Origin of the sequence: Hymenobacter mellowenesis (assembly GCF_030581005.1) — a bacterium.
Classification (GTDB): Bacteria; Bacteroidota; Bacteroidia; order Cytophagales; family Hymenobacteraceae; genus Hymenobacter; species Hymenobacter mellowenesis.
Genome location: NZ_JAUQSX010000023.1, coordinates 27,710 through 45,157, shown reverse-complemented (window position 1 = coordinate 45,157; position 17,448 = coordinate 27,710). Strand labels below are relative to the sequence as shown.

The 17,448-nt window shown below is 61.5% G+C and carries 15 protein-coding genes and 1 pseudogene; 15 read left to right on the top strand and 1 reads right to left on the bottom strand.

The window, feature by feature from the left end; genetic code table 11:
* From Q5H92_RS26210 to pruA, 5 genes are all read left to right on the top strand, one after another.
* Positions 1-4,728: DUF8693 domain-containing protein (locus Q5H92_RS26210; RefSeq protein WP_305014540.1), on the top strand; the 4,728-nt coding region annotated here is incomplete at its 5' end.
* A gap of 81 nt (positions 4,729-4,809) precedes the next feature.
* Positions 4,810-5,007 (top strand): PID-CTERM protein-sorting domain-containing protein, encoded by a 198-nt coding sequence (locus tag Q5H92_RS26205; protein WP_305014539.1) that lies wholly within the window; start codon positions 4,810-4,812, stop codon positions 5,005-5,007.
* A gap of 174 nt (positions 5,008-5,181) precedes the next feature.
* Entirely contained in the window at positions 5,182-5,730 is a 549-nt protein-coding gene (locus tag Q5H92_RS26200) for a nucleoside/nucleotide kinase family protein (RefSeq protein WP_305014538.1), read from the top strand.
* Positions 5,731-5,755: 25 nt separating this feature from the next.
* Complete coding sequence (locus Q5H92_RS26195) at positions 5,756-6,184, top strand: hypothetical protein (protein ID WP_305014537.1); 429 nt, start codon at positions 5,756-5,758, stop codon at positions 6,182-6,184.
* A 62-nt stretch (positions 6,185-6,246) separates the two neighbouring features.
* Positions 6,247-7,911 (top strand): L-glutamate gamma-semialdehyde dehydrogenase, encoded by a 1,665-nt coding sequence (gene pruA, locus Q5H92_RS26190; RefSeq protein WP_305014536.1) that lies wholly within the window; start codon positions 6,247-6,249, stop codon positions 7,909-7,911.
* Between the two features lie 71 nt (positions 7,912-7,982).
* Here the strand turns inward: pruA and Q5H92_RS26185 are convergent, their stop codons facing one another.
* Complete coding sequence (locus Q5H92_RS26185; RefSeq protein WP_305014535.1) at positions 7,983-8,609, bottom strand: Uma2 family endonuclease; 627 nt, start codon at positions 8,607-8,609, stop codon at positions 7,983-7,985.
* Between the two features lie 131 nt (positions 8,610-8,740).
* Here Q5H92_RS26185 and Q5H92_RS26180 point away from each other — a divergent pair.
* The 10 genes and pseudogenes from Q5H92_RS26180 to Q5H92_RS26135 form a co-directional block, all read left to right on the top strand.
* Positions 8,741-9,121 (top strand): annotated as a pseudogene (locus tag Q5H92_RS26180) (NADH-quinone oxidoreductase subunit A); the annotation flags it as partial.
* 101 nt (positions 9,122-9,222) lie between these two features.
* The gene (locus tag Q5H92_RS26175) at positions 9,223-9,780 is read left to right on the top strand and encodes an NADH-quinone oxidoreductase subunit B (RefSeq protein WP_305014534.1); all 558 of its coding nucleotides are present in this window, start codon (positions 9,223-9,225) and stop codon (positions 9,778-9,780) included.
* Between the two features lie 80 nt (positions 9,781-9,860).
* Positions 9,861-10,421 (top strand): NADH-quinone oxidoreductase subunit C, encoded by a 561-nt coding sequence (locus Q5H92_RS26170; RefSeq protein WP_305014533.1) that lies wholly within the window; start codon positions 9,861-9,863, stop codon positions 10,419-10,421.
* Positions 10,422-10,611: 190 nt separating this feature from the next.
* The gene (nuoD, locus tag Q5H92_RS26165; RefSeq protein ID WP_236050053.1) at positions 10,612-11,799 is read left to right on the top strand and encodes an NADH dehydrogenase (quinone) subunit D; all 1,188 of its coding nucleotides are present in this window, start codon (positions 10,612-10,614) and stop codon (positions 11,797-11,799) included.
* A 21-nt stretch (positions 11,800-11,820) separates the two neighbouring features.
* A complete protein-coding gene (locus Q5H92_RS26160; protein ID WP_305014532.1) occupies positions 11,821-12,393 on the top strand; it encodes an NADH-quinone oxidoreductase subunit NuoE family protein in 573 nt (190 codons plus the stop codon).
* A gap of 30 nt (positions 12,394-12,423) precedes the next feature.
* Positions 12,424-13,764, top strand: a complete 1,341-nt coding sequence (gene nuoF, locus Q5H92_RS26155; RefSeq protein WP_241937546.1) for an NADH-quinone oxidoreductase subunit NuoF — start codon at positions 12,424-12,426, stop codon at positions 13,762-13,764.
* 145 nt (positions 13,765-13,909) lie between these two features.
* Positions 13,910-14,926 (top strand): NADH-quinone oxidoreductase subunit G, encoded by a 1,017-nt coding sequence (locus tag Q5H92_RS26150; RefSeq protein WP_305014531.1) that lies wholly within the window; start codon positions 13,910-13,912, stop codon positions 14,924-14,926.
* A 143-nt stretch (positions 14,927-15,069) separates the two neighbouring features.
* On the top strand, positions 15,070-16,167 hold the full coding sequence (gene nuoH, locus Q5H92_RS26145; RefSeq protein WP_305014530.1) for an NADH-quinone oxidoreductase subunit NuoH: 1,098 nt from the start codon (positions 15,070-15,072) through the stop codon (positions 16,165-16,167).
* 5 nt (positions 16,168-16,172) lie between these two features.
* Positions 16,173-16,751 (top strand): NuoI/complex I 23 kDa subunit family protein, encoded by a 579-nt coding sequence (locus Q5H92_RS26140; protein WP_305014529.1) that lies wholly within the window; start codon positions 16,173-16,175, stop codon positions 16,749-16,751.
* A gap of 84 nt (positions 16,752-16,835) precedes the next feature.
* Positions 16,836-17,345, top strand: a complete 510-nt coding sequence (locus tag Q5H92_RS26135) for an NADH-quinone oxidoreductase subunit J family protein (RefSeq protein WP_305014528.1) — start codon at positions 16,836-16,838, stop codon at positions 17,343-17,345.
* The last annotated feature ends 103 nt before the right edge of the window (positions 17,346-17,448 follow it).

Genomic DNA, 17,448 nt, shown 5'->3' with positions numbered 1-17,448 from the left:
GGCGGCACGGCTCCCTACAGCTACGCCATCACGGCCGGCGCGCTGCCGGCGGGCCTGACGCTGGCCAGCAACGGCACACTCTCGGGCACGCCCACAGCGGGCGGCTCGTTCAACTTCACGGTAACAGCGACCGATGCCTCAACGGGCAGCGGCCCGTACACCGGCTCGCGCAGCTACACGCTCACCATTATCAATAGCAACACGACGGTGGTGTCGGTGACGCGCCTGGACCTGTCGCCCACGGCCACAGCCCAGGTGAGCTACCGCGTCGTCTTCGCAAACAGCGTGAGCGGACTGACGGTGAGCAACTTCACCACGGCCAACGGCGGCACCACCGTGACGGGCAGCAGCGTGAGCAGCGTGAGCGGCTCGGGCACTACCTACACCGTAGTGGTGAACACGGGCACCAGCACCAGCAACGGCACCCTGCGCCTGGACGTGCAAAACACCACGGGCATCTCGCCCACGGTGACGAACGTGCCTTACACGGCGGGTGAGGTGTACACCATCACCAAGAGCTTCGCGGCCGCGCCCACGCTGCGCATTCAGGCAGCGGGCAGCGCCAGCGGCAACGGCGACGTGACGGCCTTCGTGGACGTGGTGCAGGTGCTGCAAAGCGGCACCAGCACCGTGGTGGCCAACGGCCTGCAAAACGGCAGCTTCGAAAGCAACAACGTGGCCTCGAGCAACTTTAAGAAAACGGCGGACGGCGTGGTGGCCGCGCCCTGGGCCTTCACCGGCCTGGCTGGCGTGTCGCGCAACGGCAGCGCCTTCGGCTCGACGGCGGCCGACGGCGACGCGGTGGGCCTGGTGCAGAGCGCCGGCGACAACAATGCCAGCATCTCGCAGAACCTGGCCGTGCCCACGGGCAGCTACCAGGTAAACTTCCAGGCGAGGCAGCGCAACTACACCAGTAAGGACCAGCGGCTGAACGTATTCGTGAACGACGTCTTCGTGGGCAACATCCAGCCGAACGGCAACACTCCCCCCACGTACGACACCTTCACCTCAGCCACGTTCAACGTGACGGCACCGGCCCTGACGGCCACCGTGAGCACCACCTCCGGCAGCCCCACCAGCACCTCGCCCATTCCGTTCCGGGTGGACTTCTCGCAGAGCGTGGGCGCCAGCTTCACGGCTTCGGACGTGACGGTGACGGGCGGCACGCTCAACAGCGGCAGCTTCGCCGGCAGCGGCGCGGGCCCCTATACCTTCACCGTGACGCCCAGCGGTACGGGCACCGTGACGGTGAGCCTGGCGGCTAACGTAGCCAATGACGCCAATAACACCGGCAACTCGGCCAGCAACGCGGTGAGCGTACAGTTCCAGGCCCCCACCATCACGGTGGGCCCGGCCTCGCTGCCCAACGGCACGCAGGGCACGGCCTACAGCCAGACCCTCACGGCGTCGGGTGGCACGGCTCCTTACACCTACGCCATCACGGCGGGCGCGCTGCCTTCGGGCCTGAGCCTGACGGCGGGCGGCACGCTGGCGGGCACGCCCACGGTCAACGGTTCGTTCACCTTCACCGTCACGGCCACCGACGCCTCGGTGGCCCCGGGCCCCTACACCGGCTCGCGCAGCTACACCCTCGTTGTTAACACGCAGCCCGTCACAGCGGCCCCGGTCATTACCGCGCCGACCAATAACAGCTTCACGAACCAGAGCGTAAACTTTGTCGGCACGGCCCCGGCCAACAGCCAAGTGGTGTTCTACATCAGCCAGAACGGCGGGGCATTTCAGCCGAGCCCGTCGTTCCTGGTTTCGGCAACCGGCAACTTCAGTGCCGGGCCATTTGCCTTCTCCGATGGCACGTACCAAGTGTACGCCACGGCCCAGAGCCCGGGCGCCACGGTGAGCCCGAACAGCCCGACCATCAACTTCACGGTGGATACGACGCGCCCCTCGGTGGTTATCACTTCGTCGGCCGGCGCCTCGGGCGGCAGCACGGCTACCACGCCGATTCCTTTCTCGGTGACGTTCTCGGAGACGGTGAACGGCAGCTTCGTACAGGGCGACCTGTCGGTGAGCGGCGGCACCATCGTGACGGGCAGCTTTGGCGGCAGCGGCGCGGGTCCCTACACCTTTACCGTGACGCCCAGTGGCATCGGCAGCGTCGTGTCGGTGAACGTAGTAGCCAACGTGGCCCAGGACGCAGCCGGCAACTTCAACACGGCGGCTCCGGCAGCCTACACGCTGCTCTACGCCCCGGCCCTGACGGCCACCGTGAGCACCACCTCCGGCAGCCCCACCAGCACCTCGCCCATTCCGTTCCGGGTGGACTTCTCGCAGAGCGTGGGCGCCAGCTTCACGGCTTCGGACGTGACGGTGACGGGCGGCACGCTCAACGCGGCCAGCTTCGCCGGCAGCGGCGCGGGCCCTTACACCTTCACCGTGACGCCCAGCGGCACGGGCACCGTGACGGTGAGCCTGGCGGCTAACGTAGCCAACGACGCCGCCAACACCGGCAACCAGGCCAGCAACGCGGTGAGCGTACAGTTCCAGGCCCCCACCATCACGGTGGGCCCGGCCTCGCTGCCCAACGGCACGCAGGGCACGGCCTACAGCCAGACCCTCACGGCTTCGGGCGGCACGGCTCCCTACACCTACGCCATCACGGCGGGCGCGCTGCCTTCGGGCCTGAGCCTGACGAACGGCACGCTTGCGGGCACGCCCACGGTCAACGGTTCGTTCACCTTTACCGTCACGGCGACCGACGCCTCGGTGGCCCCGGGCCCCTACACCGGCTCGCGCAGCTACACCCTCGCCATCGCAGCCCCGGTCGTGACGGCCGTGGTCTGGAACGGCAACGTGAGTACCGACTGGTTTAACGCCAACAACTGGAGCCCCAACGTGGTGCCCGACGCGACGATTGACGCCGTCATCCCGACCGCGCCCAGCGGCAACCGCTTCCCCGTTATCGCGGCCAACGCCTCGTCGGCCAACGCCCGCAACGTGAGCATTGCCTCCGGTGCTTCGCTGAGCATGAGCGCCAACACGCTCACTATCGCCGCCAACCTGACCAATAACGGAGCCTTCAATGGCTTCACGGGCAGCAGCAGCACGGCCACCGGCGGCACGGTGGTGCTGGGCAACACCGCCCTGAGCAGTGTGCTGGGCGGCGGCAGCACCCGCTTCTGGAACCTGACGGTAGGCGCCAGCACCGCGCAGCTGAGCACTTCGGCCGGCGCTTCGGTACTGCGCCTGCTCGCGCTCAACGGCAACCTGGCCACCAACGCTAACCCCTTCACCCTGGTGTCGGACGCGGCGGGCACGGCCATGGTGGTCAACAACGGCGGCAGCGTGGTGAGCGGCAACGTGACGGTGCAGCGCTACATCGACCCCAGCCTGAACCCCAACCGGGGCTACCGCCACGTGTCGGCCGCCATCAGCAACGCCACGGTGGGCAGCCTGGCCACCAGCGGCTTCACGCCGGTGGTGAACCCGGCCTACAACACCTCGCCCACGCCGCTGCTGACCGTGCCTTTCCCCACCGTGTACGGCTACGACCAAAGCCGTTTGGCCACCACGAACAACAACGTGAACGCCTTCGACAAGGGCTGGTACTCGCCCAACGCGACCAGCGACCCGCTGGCCGTGGGCCAGGGCTACACCGTGCTCATCGGCGGCGGCCAGACCTGGAACTTCACCGGCCCGCTCAACAACGGCAACGTGACGGTGAACCTGGCCCGCAACAGCGGCGCCACGGCTGCGGACGCGGGCTACGCCCTCATCGGCAACCCCTACCCCTCGCCCCTGGACTGGGGCCAAGTGCAGGACGCCGACCGCCCCAACGTAGGCCGCACGATGTACGTGTACCGGAGCAACGACCCGGGTAATCCCTACACTGGCGTCTACGGCTTCTACAACAACGGCATCGGCACCATCAGCCCCGTCATCGCCCAGGGCCAGGGCTTCTTCGTGCGGGTGGCCGACACGCAGACCGCCGGCTCGGTGACGTTCAAGAACAGCCACCGCCCGACCACCTACTCTAGCCCGACCTACCAGCGGACCACCGAAACCCGACCCCTGGTGGAGCTGAACCTGCAAGGCGCGGGCAGCACCCTCACCGACGCGGCCTTCGTGTACTTCGAGCAGGGAGCCACCGATGCCTTTGACGGGCAATTCGACGCCGAGAAGCTGGCCAACCCCAGCGGGCTGAACCTGAGCACGAGCCTGAGCGCCACCCAGCGCCTGGCCATCGACGGCCGCGCCCCGCTGGGCACCACCCAGCGCGTGGTGCCGCTGGCCGTGGGCGTACCCGCCGTGGGCAGCTACACCCTGACGGCCGCCCAACTGCTGAACCTGGGCAACACGCCCGTGTACCTGCGCGACCTGCAAAGCGGCGCTGTGGTAGACCTGCGCGCCCAGTCCAGCTACACCTTCACGGTGAGCAACGCTTCGGCGCTCCTCACCGGCCGCTTCGAGCTGGTGTTCTCGCCGCAGGCCCCGCTGGCCACGGCCCCGGCCGCACTGGCAGCGCAGGTGGGCCTCTACCCCAACCCGGCCACTACCACGGCCTTCGTGGAGCTGCCGGCGGCGTTGGGCCGCACGGCGGTGGCAGCGGAGCTGGTGGATGCGCTGGGTCGCACGGTGCGCACGCAGCAGCTGCCCGCCCAGGGCGCAGCACCGCATCGCCTGAACCTGGCCGAGCTGGCCGCCGGCGTGTACACCCTGCACCTGAAAACCAGTGCCGGAGTTGTGGTCAAGAAGCTGGTGGTCGAATAATCTCTGCAACCCGACGGAGCCGTCTGCCCCAAACGGGCGGCTCCCGACGGCTTTCTCCCATCCTTGATACTACCCAAAAAGATGCTTAAATACTGTATTATCGGCGCGATGCTGCTGCTGGCCTTAGGCGCCCGCGCACAGCCAAGCAGCGGCGGTCCGGGCCCGGGCACCCCGCCCGTCACCCCCACCGATGTGCCCCTGGATGGCGGGGCTTCCCTGCTGCTGGCCAGTGGGGTGGCCTACGGCCTGCGCCGCTTGCGCCAGCGCCGACAGCGATAGCCGTCTGTCGAGCTTCGCACCACGTCAATTAGCCGCCACCTCTTAACATAACGCGTCTCATTGCCCGTTAACATCAAGCGTCTCATTACCCGTCCGGGTGGTGAGACGTTTTGCGTTTGAGCCGCTGCCAATTCGGGCGGCCTATTTTTGCGGCTCAACTCCCAAGCACCATCCATGGTACACCTCATCGGCCTCTCGGGCCGCCGGGGCAGCGGCAAAGACACCGTGGCCCGCATCCTGCAGCAGCTCCAGCCCGAGCGCAGCTGGCAAATCCGCTCGTTCGGCGATTCCATCAAGTCCGTCTGCGCCGCCCTCACGGGCGAGGACGTGGCGCCCTACTACACCCAAAAAGGCAAGGCCGAACTGGTGCCCACTTTCCACCGCACGCGGGGCGAGATGCTGCAGCAAGTGGGCAGTGCCTTGCGCGCCTGGGAGCCGCTAGTGTGGGTCGATGCCTTCTTCGCGGGCCTGCCGGGCGAGGCCTTCGTGCTGGTGCCCGACGTGCGCTTCGCCAACGAGGCCGACCCCATCCGGGCCCGCGGCGGCCTCATGCTGCGCGTGGAAGGCGACCCGCTGCAACAGCGCGGCGACGGCACCCGCGACGACAACCACCCCAGCGAAGTGGCTATGGACCACTACCCGCACTTCGACTTCACCCTGCACAACACCGGCTCCCGCGAGGACCTGACGCGGCAGGTGCGCGAGCTGCTGGGGCGGCTGTAGAAGCTTACTTTCCACAATTACGTTTATGAAGCCCCTGTTTCAAATCCTTACCTTTTTAACCAGTATGCTGTTGATAGGCACCTTCCTGGCAGGGTTATATGACCGTTGGAGTGCGAGCCGGGGACCAAAAGCAATTGCTGTTGTTTTGAGCAAGAATGATTATGTGCCAAAAAAATCAGCAGTTCACATCTATAATATTCGCCTTGCCTTTAAGCCGGAATCGGCCGACTCAATCGTAGCGGAGACTGAAATAAGCGCTGAGGCTTATTCGGCCATCCAGCCTAAAAACCTGATTCCAATTCACTATGAAACCTACCGCCCCAAGCAAGTGGTGCTGGCATCAGATGGGTGGTTTCAATGGCGAAGTTTGGGCGTCCTCGCTTTCGGTCTGGTTCTTCTTTACGCTGGTGTCACCGCGAAAGAAGGTAAGAGGCAGGAAACGTCCGCTTCTTAATGCCCCCTTTACCTTTGCCCCATCCCACCCCAAACCTTCATTCAACTTAACCCGAAACCCTTATGGCCACCGGCTTTTTTAACGTCCCCGTTCCGATTAACGAACCCGTCAAAGGTTACGCGCCTGGCTCCAAAGAGAAGCTGGAGTTGCAGCAGCAGCTTCAGCGCCTACGCGGGCTGGAGCTGGACATTCCCATGCACATCGGCGGCCAGGAAGTGCGTACCGGCAAGCTGGAGCGTATCAGCCCGCCCCACGACCACCAGCGCACCATCGGCCACTTCCACCTCGGCGATGCCAGCCACGTCACGCAGGCCATTGAGGCCGCTTTGGCCGCCCGCACCGCTTGGGCCGAGCTGCCCTGGGAGCACCGCGCCGCCGTGTTTCTCAAGGCCGCCGACCTGCTGGCCGGCCCCTACCGCGCCCGCATCAACGCGGCCACCATGCTGGGCCAGAGCAAGAACGCCTTCCAGGCCGAAATCGACGCCGCCTGCGAGCTGATTGACTTTTTCCGGTTCAACGTGCATTTCATGCAGGAAATCTACAAGCAGCAGCCCGAGAGCCTGCCCGGCATGTGGAACCGCCTGGAGCAGCGCCCCCTCGAAGGCTTCGTGTTCGCCCTCACGCCGTTCAACTTCACCTCCATTGCCGGCAACCTGCCCTCCTCGGCGGCCATGATGGGCAACGTGGTGGTCTGGAAACCCGCCAATACCCAAATCTATTCGGCCCAGGTGCTGATGGAGTTGTTCAAGGAAGCCGGCGTGCCCGATGGCGTCATCAACCTCGTGTACGTGGACGGCCCCACGGCCGGCGACGTTATTTTCTCGCACCCCGATTTCGCCGGCATCCACTTCACCGGCTCCACGGGCGTGTTCCAGAACATCTGGAAAACCATCGGCCAGAACATCCACCGCTACAAATCCTACCCGCGCATCGTGGGCGAAACCGGCGGCAAGGACTTTATCCTGGCCCACCCGTCGGCCCACGCCAAGGCCGTGGCCGTCGGCATTTCGCGCGGCGCGTTCGAGTTCCAAGGCCAGAAATGCTCGGCCGCTTCGCGCGTGTACCTACCCTCCAACCTGGCCGATGAAATCCTCGGCTACGTGAAGGAAGACCTAGCCTCCTTCAAAATGGGCGACGTGGAAGACTTCAGCAACTTCATCAACGCGGTGATTGACGAGAAGTCGTTCGATAAGCTCGCCAAGTACCTCGACGGCGCCAAGGCCGACGCCAACGCCGACATCATCGCCGGCGGCGGCTACGACAAGTCGAAAGGCTACTTCATCGAGCCCACCGTCATCGTCACCAAAGACCCGAAATACGTGACCATGTGCGAGGAGCTGTTCGGCCCCGTCGTCACGGTCCACGTCTACGACGCCGACAAGTTCGAGGAAACCCTGACGCTGGTCGATACCACCTCGCCCTACGCCCTGACCGGCGCCATCTTCTCGCAGGACCGGTATGCCATCGACCTGGCCTCGAAGAAGCTGGTGCACGCCGCCGGCAACTTCTACATCAACGACAAGCCCACCGGCGCCGTGGTGGGCCAGCAGCCCTTCGGCGGCGCCCGCGCCTCCGGCACCAACGACAAGGCCGGCTCGATGTTGAACCTGCTGCGCTGGGTGTCGCCCCGCGCCATCAAGGAAACCTTCGTGCCCGTGGTGGACTACCGCTACCCCTTCCTCGGCTCGGAGCCGGCGGAGGATTTGAACCGCGACAAGGGACTGTAAGTACTGATAAAGTCAATAAAAAAGCCCCGCACTGATTGAGTGCGGGGCTTTTTTGCTTCAGTCATTTTTTTCTAAAACCGCTGGCCGGCGTAGGCAACTGTGTATTCTTCCGCCACAATTTTGAGCGGCGCCACTTCGGTTCCTTCGTAAATCTCCCCCACAGTCAGGTTGATGTTCAGGTTGGGAATTGCGAGGGCATCTTCGGGTTCCAGCAGCATTGTGTGACTCCAACGACCACTCTCCAGTGGTTGCAGCCACTCCACTAGCCAGCATTCCTGCGATACCAGCAAGTAGTGCTGCAACGACGGCAGCTGCTTGTATTGGTTGAATTTGCGCCCCCGGTCGTATTCCGAAGTAGATGGCGACAGGATTTCAACCAGCAGCACCGGCGCCTTCACGATGCGCTTGGCTTGCTGGTCGGCCGCGTCGCAGGTTATCATCACGTCGGGGTAAGTGTAGTGCCGGCCTTCCTGCATGGCTAGCTGCACGCCTTCCATCAAAGCCCGACAGGGCTTGCCGCGCAAGGCTTGCTTGAAAGCCACTAAAAAATTACCTCCAATCAAATTGTGCGAGATGTCAGCGCCGGCCATGGCAAAAATCTCGCCTTCAAAAAACTCGTGGCGCACCTCACTCTGCTTTTCCATAGCGAGGTATTCTTCTACCGTATAACGGCGCGGCTGCGGTTCGGCTTGTCCCATGAGTCGTTGCTTTTCCTTCAAATATACACTTCCGTGGCATGGCAGCCGCCCCAACATTGCGCCCCAACCCCGTGGGCGCTACCTTTGCCCTTCAGCGCCCGTGAAGCCTGAATGCTATATAATTGACCTCTATGTACCTAGCCCTGCCGGCTGCCAATTATCAGCCCTCCGACTATCTCCCCATCGTCATCCAATTCGGTCTGGCCCTGGCTTTTGTGGCCTTCGCCATGGTGGTTTCGCATCTTGTAGGCCCCAAGCGCAGCAGCAAGGTGAAGAATGAGGCCTTTGAGTGCGGCATCGAGTCGGTGGGCAATGCCCGCACCCCAATTTCGGTGAAATACTTCCTCACGGCCATTGTGTTCGTGCTGTTCGACGTCGAGGTTATCTTCATGTACCCCTGGGCCGTGAACTTCCGCGCCCTCGGCCGCGCCGGCTTCATCGAGATGATTGTGTTCATGGCCCTGCTGCTGGCCGGCTTCTTCTACATCATCAAAAAGGGCATTTTGCGCTGGAACGAAGCGACTGAGCGCCAAACTTTCACCGCCACGCCGGTGTTAGAAAATCGGCCCGCCCAAGTAGCGAAAGCCGCTTAATCTGCTTGTCTCTTATAACTATGGCTGATAACCGAGTTCCTGAAATAAAAACCGTCGAAGCGCCCGAGGGCGTGGAGGGCGCCGGCTTTTTCGCCACCTCGCTGGAGAAAGTGGTGGGCATGGCCCGCGCCAACTCCCTCTGGCCCCTGCCCTTCGCCACGTCCTGCTGCGGCATCGAGTTCATGGCCACCATGGGCTCGCACTACGATATTTCCCGCTTCGGCTCGGAGCGCCCCAGCTTCTCGCCCCGTCAGGCTGATTTGCTGATGGTGATGGGCACCATTGCCAAGAAAATGGCCCCCATCGTGAAGCAGGTGTATGAGCAGATGGCCGAGCCCCGCTGGGTGCTGGCCATGGGCGCCTGCGCCTGCTCGGGCGGCATTTTCGACTCCTACTCGGTGCTGCAAGGCATCGACCGCATCATCCCGGTCGATGTGTACGTGCCCGGCTGCCCGCCCCGCCCCGAGCAGGTGCTCGATGGCCTGATGCGCGTGCAGGACCTCGCCCGCAACGAATCCTTCCGCCGCCGCAACGCGCCTGAATACCAGGAGTTGCTGGCGTCTTACAACATCAAGTAGTTAGTATTGAGTAGCAAGTAGTAAGACCCTGACAAAGCACAGTCTTACTACTTGCTACTCAATACTCAATACCTTCTCAAATGACTCCTCAAGATGCTGCCGCCGCTCCCGAAGCGCCCGTTGCCGAAGACCCAATAAAGGCCCAGAATGCGCAGGTGCTGGCGTTGCTCACCCGCCTGTTTGGCGAGGGCACGTTCACCGACGTGCACGAGCCCTACGGCCTGCTGACGGCGACCACCACGCGGGAACGCATCCACGACATCATTGCCGGCCTGCAGCAGGACCAGGAATTGAAATTCCACTTCCTGACCACCATGTGCGGCATCAACTACCCCGAGAACCCGGGCCAGGAGTTGGGTATGATTTACCACCTGCACAGCATGACGAAGAACATCCGGCTCCGCCTGAAAATCTTCTTCCCGATTGCCGACCCGGTGGTGCCGACCCTGACCGACCTCTACAACACGGCCAACTGGATGGAGCGCGAGGCCTACGATTTCTTCGGCATCATCTTCACTGGCCACCCCAACCTCATTCGCATCCTCAACGTGGAGGACATGGATTACCACCCGATGCGGCGCGAATACCCCGTCGAAGACGGTACCCGCGAAGACAAAACCGACCTGTTTTTCGGACGATAGAATTTGGTGCTTGGTTGTTAGTGCTTGGTGCTTGGCACAAACAGAAGCAAAACCAGGCATTATTTAGAAACTTAGGTACCAAGCACCAACAACCAAGCACCAGGCACCAATAACAATGGCAGTAAACGACGCCCTGGCAGGCACCCACAAGATTCAGGAAGAGGCCGCCGCCCAGCGCCCCGGCCAGCTGATGCCCATTCTCAACGACTTCAGCCAGGAGCTGACGACGCTGAACCTGGGCCCCACGCACCCCGCCACGCACGGCATTTTCCAGAACATCCTCCAGATGGATGGCGAGCGCATCGTGTCGGGCGTGCCTACAATTGGCTATATCCACCGCGCCTTCGAGAAACTGGCCGAACGCAAGCCGTTCTACCAGATTACCACCCTCACCGACCGGATGAATTACTGTTCGTCGCCCATCAACAACCTGGGCTGGCACATGACGGTGGAGAAGCTGCTCGGTGTTACCGTACCGAAGCGTGCCCAGTATATCCGCGTGATTATGATGGAGTTGGCCCGCATCGCCGACCACCTCATCTGCAACTCGATTCTGGGCGTTGACACGGGGGCCTTCACCGGTTTCCTCTACGTGTTCCAGGAGCGCGAGAAGATTTACGAAATCTACGAGGAGGTGTGCGGCGCCCGCCTCACCACCAACATGGGCCGCGTGGGCGGCATGGAGCGCGACCTCTCCCCCGCCGCCCTCGACAAGCTCCGCGCCTGGCTGAAAAGCTTTCCGGCGGTAATGAAGGAGTTCGAGAACATGTTCAACCGCAACCGCATTTTCATGGACCGCGTGGTGAACGTGGGCCCGATTTCGGCGGAAAAGGCGTTGAGCTACGGTTTCACCGGCCCCAACCTGCGGGCCGCCGGCGTCGACTACGACGTGCGCGCCATGAACCCGTATTCGAGCTACGAAGACTTCGAGTTTGATATTCCGGTGGGCACCAACGGCGACACCTACGACCGGTTCATTGTGCGCAACGAGGAAATCTGGCAGAGCCTGCGCATCATCAATCAGGCCCTCGACAAGCTGCCCGACGGCCCCTACCACGCCGACGCTCCGCACTACTACCTGCCCACCAAGCCGGAAGTATACAAGAACATGGAGGCCCTGATTTACCACTTCAAAATCGTGATGGGCGAGATTGATGCGCCTGTTGGTGAAGTATATCACTCCGTGGAGGGCGGCAACGGTGAGCTGGGCTTTTACCTGATTTCGGACGGCGGCCGCACGCCGTATCGCCTGCATTTCCGCCGGCCCTGCTTCATCTATTATCAGGCTTATCCTGAAATGGCCGTGGGCACGACGCTGTCGGACGCCATTGTCATTCTCTCGTCCATGAACGTCATCGCCGGCGAGCTGGACGCTTAGTTTTTGTTGAAATTGACTGCTATGGAGCCGACCACCGCGCCCACCAAACCGCAATTCTCTGCCGCCGCCCAGGCGGAAATCAAGCGCCTGCTCACGCACTACCCGGAAGACCGGAGCAAGTCGGCCCTGCTGCCGATTCTGCACATCGCGCAAGCCGAGTTCGGCGGCTGGGTAAGCCCCGAGGTGCAGGACCTGGTGGCCGAAACGCTGAATATCAAACCGATTGAAGTGTACGAGGTGTCGTCGTTCTACACCCAGTACAACCTCAAGCCGGTGGGCAAGCACGTGCTGGAGATTTGCCGCACGGGCCCCTGTATGCTGCGCGGCTCCGATGAGCTGACGGCGCACCTAGAGCGCATCACCGGTGCTAAGGTAGGCGGCACCTCGCCCGACGGGACTTTCACGCTGAAGGAAGTGGAGTGCCTGGCCGCCTGTGGCTTCGCTCCCATCGTGCAGGTGCGCGAGAAATACTATGAGCAGTTGGACACGCCCGAAGCAGTGAACGCCATGCTGAACGAATTGAAGAGCCTAGTGCATCGTCCTATCCTGCCTTGGGAGGAAGCGGGCCTGCCGAACTCGTTGAAGAATTACTAAAAGCTGGCCATCAGCACAACGCTTACCATTATGGGCCGCAAGCTATTAACTGAACATATCAACGTCGAGGGCATCAATACCTTCGAGGTGTACCGCAAGCACGGCGGCTACCGCTCCGTGGAAAAGGCGCTCAAAACCATGACGCCCGACGAAGTGGTGGAAGAAGTGAAGAAGTCGGGCCTGCGCGGGCGCGGCGGCGCAGGCTTCCCCACGGGCATGAAGTGGAGCTTCCTGGCCAAGCCGGAGGGCGTGCCACGCTACCTCGTCTGCAACGCCGACGAATCGGAGCCCGGCACCTTCAAAGACCGGCAGTTGATGTCGAAGCTGCCCCACCTGCTCATCGAGGGCATGATTACGGGCAGCTACGCCCTGGGCGCGCGCACCAGCTACATCTACATCCGCGGCGAGTTGTTGTACGTGCTGCGGATTCTGGAAAAGGCCATTGCCGAAGCCTACGCAGCGGGTTTCTTGGGCGAGAACATTCTCGGCTCAGGCTACTCGCTCGATTTGCACGTGCATCCCGGGGCTGGTGCCTATATATGCGGCGAGGAAACCGCGCTACTGGAATCATTGGAAGGCAAGCGCGGCAACCCGCGCAACAAGCCGCCGTTCCCAGCTGTGCAGGGCCTCTACGCCCGCCCCACGGTGGTAAATAACGTGGAAACCATCGCCGCAGTAGTTCCGATTATCAACGAAGGCGGCGACGAATACGCCAAGCTCGGCGTGGGCAAAAGCACGGGCACCAAGCTGATTTCGGCTTGCGGCCACTTGAATAAGCCGGGCATTTACGAAATTGAGTTGGGCGTGCCCGTTGAGGAATTCATTTACTCCGACGAGTACTGCGGCGGCATCTGGAAAGGGCGCGACCTGAAAGCGGTAGTAGCCGGTGGTTCATCCGTACCGATTCTGCCGAAAGAGCTGATTCTGAAAACGGCTGCTGGCGAAAATCGACTGATGACTTACGAGTCGCTAAGCGACGGCGGCTTCGTGACGGGCACCATGCTGGGTTCCGGCGGCTTCATTGCGATGGACGAAACGACGTGCATCGTGAAGAACACCTGGAATTTTTCGCGCTTCTATCACCATGAGTCGTGCGGGCAGTGCTCGCCTTGCCGCGAGGGAACCGGCTGGATGGAAAAGGTACTGCACCGCCTGGAGCACGGTCACGGCTCGATGCACGACATCGACCTGCTGGTGAGCGTAGCCAAGCAGATTGAGGGCAACACCATTTGCCCGCTGGGCGAAGCAGCCGCCTGGCCGGTAGCAGCAGCAGTGCGCCACTTCCGCCACGAGTTTGAGTGGCACGTGACCAATCCTAAAGAAGCCACTGCTCCTGGCGCGGCCTATCGCGGCGCGGCGGTGCTGGCTTAAATGGCAGAATAACAGAACGTCATGCTGATTAAAGCCGAAGCATCTCTACCGCTTCGTTGAATTGATTGAATTACTTACCCGGTAGAGATGCTTCGACTTCGCTGCGCTACGCTCGGCATGACGACCTAAAGACAATACTATACCAATGGCTAAAATAACGTTCGACGGCATTGAGGTGGAAGTTCCGGACGGAACCACCATCCTGAACGCGGCCCGCCAGATTGGCGGCGGCATCGTGCCACCCGCCATGTGCTACTACACCCCGCTGAAGGGCTCGGGCGGCAAGTGCCGCGCCTGTTTGGTGAAGGTTTCGGCCGGCTCGGCCAAAGACCCGCGCCCCATGCCCAAGCTGGTGGCCTCGTGCATCACCACGGTGCAGGACGGCATGGTGGTGGAAAACACCATCAACCAGCAGGTGATGGACGTGCGCAAGGGCATCGTGGAGATGCTGCTCATCAACCACCCGCTCGACTGCCCGGTGTGCGACCAGGCCGGCGAGTGCAGTCTGCAGGATTTCGCCTTTGAGCACGGCGTGAGCACCACCCGCTACGAAGAAGAGCGCCGCACCTTCGAGAAAATCGACATCGGCCCGCTCATCCAGCTGCACATGACGCGCTGCATCCTGTGCTACCGCTGCGTATACACCGCCGACCAGCTCACGCCCGAGCGCGTACACGGCGTGCTGGGCCGCGGCGATGCCTCGGAAATCGGTACCTATATCGAGAACATCATCGACAACGAGTTCAGTGGCAACGTCATCGACGTGTGCCCGGTGGGCGCGCTGACCGATAAAACCTTCCGCTTCAAACAGCGCGTGTGGTTCACCAAGCCTGTGAACGCGCACCGAGACTGTAAAACCGACAAGTGCAACGGCCGCGTTACGCTGTGGTACAAAGGCAAAGACGTGCTGCGTGTAACCGCCCGCAAGGACGAGTACGGCGAGGTGAAAGAGTGGATTTGCAACGAGTGCCGCTTCGACAAAAAGGAAACGTCGGATTGGGTACTCGAAGGTCCGGCACACATCAACCGCGCCTCCGTTATTGCTCAAAACCACTACGAATTGCCGGTGGTGAACCCGCAGGTGATTCAGGATTTGCCCGAAAGCACTACCCGCGAATTGGAACGCAACCCGCCGCTGCGGTTGGGTGGACTGAATAATTAAGCAGAACGATAATAAAACGTCATGCAGAGCGCAGCGAAGCATCTTGCCAGCGCAACGCAATCCAATCAATAGAATCACTGCCCCGAGCAAGATGCTTCGCTGCGCTCTGCATGACGTTCTAACGACTTAGCAAATACCACAAAATGACTCTCCCCGCTCTGGGCTGGCAAGGCCTCGTCGTTCTGGCAACCTTCGGCATTTCGCTGCTGATTGCTACGTATTGCACCTACGCCGAGCGCGTAATTGCCGCATTCCTGCAGGACCGGGTAGGCCCGGACCGCGCCGGCCCCTTCGGCCTGTTGCAGCCGCTGGCCGATGCCGTGAAGCTCTTCACTAAGGAAGAATTCTTTCCCGCTGGCGCCAACCGTGCGCTGTTCGTATTCGGCCCCTGCCTGGCCATGATTACGGCTCTTATGTCGTCGGCTGTTATTCCGTTCGGCAACTTCCTCAAATTCGGCGACACCGAAATTCATCTGCAAGGCATCGAAATTAACGTGGGGATGCTTTACGTGTTCGGCATTGTATCGCTGGGTGTGTACGGCATTATGATTGGCGGTTGGGCTTCAAACAACAAGTTTTCGCTCTTGGGTGCCATCCGCGCGGCTTCGCAGAACATTAGCTACGAGTTGGCTATGGGCTTGGCCCTGATTGCGGTGCTGATGATGTCGGGTACGCTCTCGCTGCGCGAAATCACTTTGCAGCAGACGCACGTGGGCGGCGGCTGGCATATTGGCGACATCTTCACCTGGAACGTGTTCAAACAGCCGCTGGGCTTTGTCATTTTCATCGTTTGTGCCTTTGCCGAAACGAACCGTACGCCATTTGACTTGCCCGAGTGCGAAACCGAGCTGATTGGCGGCTACCACACCGAGTATAGCTCGATGAAAATGGGCCTGTATCTGTTTGCCGAGTACGTGAACGTATTCGTGGCAACAGCCGTGATGTCGGTACTGTACTTCGGTGGGTTCAACTACCCGTTCCAGTACGAATTCCTCGATTTCCTGACCAATAAAACCAGCCTGTCGGCCGACTGGGCCCATAACATCTTCGTGCTGATGGGTGTGGTGGCCATGTTTGCCAAGATTTTCACTGGCATCTTCTTCTTCATGTGGGTGCGCTGGACGCTGCCGCGCTTCCGCTACGACCAACTGATGCGCCTGGGCTGGACCATCCTCATCCCGCTGGCTATTTTCAACATCCTGCTCACGGGCGGCCTGATTACGTTCGGCGTCATTCAATAACGAACATGGAATCCTTAAGCAAACGCGCCAAAGTTCTCGAAAAGAAGCCCATGACCCTGGCCGAGCGGGCCTACCTGCCGGCTATTTTTCAGGGCCTAAGCATCACGATGCAGCACTTTTTCCGGGCGGCCACCAAGAAGCAGGTGACTATTCGTTACCCCGAAGAAACGCGCCCATTCTCCCCTGTTTTCCGCGGCCTGCACGTGCTGAAGCGCGACGAAGCCGGCCGCGAGCGTTGCACCGCCTGCGGCCTCTGCGCCGTAGCCTGCCCCGCCGAAGCCATTACGATGGTGGCCGGCGAGCGCAAGAAGGGCGAGGAAAACCTCTACCGCGAGGAGAAATACGCGGTGAGCTACGAAATCAACATGCTGCGCTGCATCTTCTGCGGCCTGTGCGAAGAAGCCTGTCCCAAAGCCGCCGTGTATCTGCAAGCCGACAAAATGGCCCCGCCGCGCTTCGAGCGCGATGAGTTCATTTATGGCAAAGACCGGCTGGTGGAGCCCGTGACGCCGGACAACCGCTCGAAGCGTGGCATCCAGCTCACGCCGGAGCAGGCCGATAAGCTGCGGGCCAGCATGGCGTAATGTAGCGCGGACTTTGAGAGTCCGCGTATTGCAGCAATTCATTTACACCGCACCAAACGCGGACTCTCAGAGTCCACGCTACTTATGTCCCCTCTCTTCCTCTTCCTCTCATTCGTGGCCTTGCTGAGTGCATTGGGCGTAGTGCTGGCCAAAAACCCGGTGCACAGCGTTCTGTTTCTCATCCTCACGTTCTTCACGCTTTCGGGCCACTACCTGCTGCTGAATGCGCAGTTTCTGGCAGCCGTGAACATCATCGTGTACGCCGGGGCCATTATGGTGCTGTTCCTGTTCGTTATTATGTTCCTGAACCTGAACGAGGAAACCGAGCCGCACAAGCCGGCTCTGGCCAAGTTTGCGGCGGCTATTGCTGGCGGCTCGCTGCTGCTGATTCTGGTGGCGGCGTTGCGCAATGTGAGCCCCGCGGGCTACGACCCCGCCAGCTTCGATTCGCAGATTGGTATGGTGGACCGGCTGGGCATGGTGCTCTTCCGCGACTACGCGCTGCCGTTTGAGTTGGCGTCCATTCTGTTGCTGGCCGCCATGGTGGGCTCGGTGATGCTGGGCAAGCGCGAAACCGGCGAACGGAACTTCTAAATAGCGCTAATTGAAACACGAAGCGGCAACTGAAATTTCAGTTGCCGCTTTTTTTGTACTTGTTGGTAAATTGCCCGGCGCTGGCGGGTCGGTCGGTCAGCTG

Coding starts and splice junctions, on each gene's coding strand:
- nuoD (WP_236050053.1), top strand. CDS start 10,612: ATGCCCATTCTCAACGACTTCAGCCAGGAGCTGACGACGCTGAACCTG.
- Q5H92_RS26150 (WP_305014531.1), top strand. CDS start 13,910: ATGGCTAAAATAACGTTCGACGGCATTGAGGTGGAAGTTCCGGACGGA.
- nuoF (WP_241937546.1), top strand. CDS start 12,424: ATGGGCCGCAAGCTATTAACTGAACATATCAACGTCGAGGGCATCAAT.
- Q5H92_RS26170 (WP_305014533.1), top strand. CDS start 9,861: ATGACTCCTCAAGATGCTGCCGCCGCTCCCGAAGCGCCCGTTGCCGAA.
- Q5H92_RS26135 (WP_305014528.1), top strand. CDS start 16,836: ATGTCCCCTCTCTTCCTCTTCCTCTCATTCGTGGCCTTGCTGAGTGCA.
- Q5H92_RS26200 (WP_305014538.1), top strand. CDS start 5,182: ATGGTACACCTCATCGGCCTCTCGGGCCGCCGGGGCAGCGGCAAAGAC.
- Q5H92_RS26175 (WP_305014534.1), top strand. CDS start 9,223: ATGGCTGATAACCGAGTTCCTGAAATAAAAACCGTCGAAGCGCCCGAG.
- pruA (WP_305014536.1), top strand. CDS start 6,247: ATGGCCACCGGCTTTTTTAACGTCCCCGTTCCGATTAACGAACCCGTC.
- nuoH (WP_305014530.1), top strand. CDS start 15,070: ATGACTCTCCCCGCTCTGGGCTGGCAAGGCCTCGTCGTTCTGGCAACC.
- Q5H92_RS26195 (WP_305014537.1), top strand. CDS start 5,756: ATGAAGCCCCTGTTTCAAATCCTTACCTTTTTAACCAGTATGCTGTTG.
- Q5H92_RS26160 (WP_305014532.1), top strand. CDS start 11,821: ATGGAGCCGACCACCGCGCCCACCAAACCGCAATTCTCTGCCGCCGCC.
- Q5H92_RS26140 (WP_305014529.1), top strand. CDS start 16,173: ATGGAATCCTTAAGCAAACGCGCCAAAGTTCTCGAAAAGAAGCCCATG.
- Q5H92_RS26205 (WP_305014539.1), top strand. CDS start 4,810: ATGCTTAAATACTGTATTATCGGCGCGATGCTGCTGCTGGCCTTAGGC.
- Q5H92_RS26185 (WP_305014535.1), bottom strand. CDS start 8,609: ATGGGACAAGCCGAACCGCAGCCGCGCCGTTATACGGTAGAAGAATAC.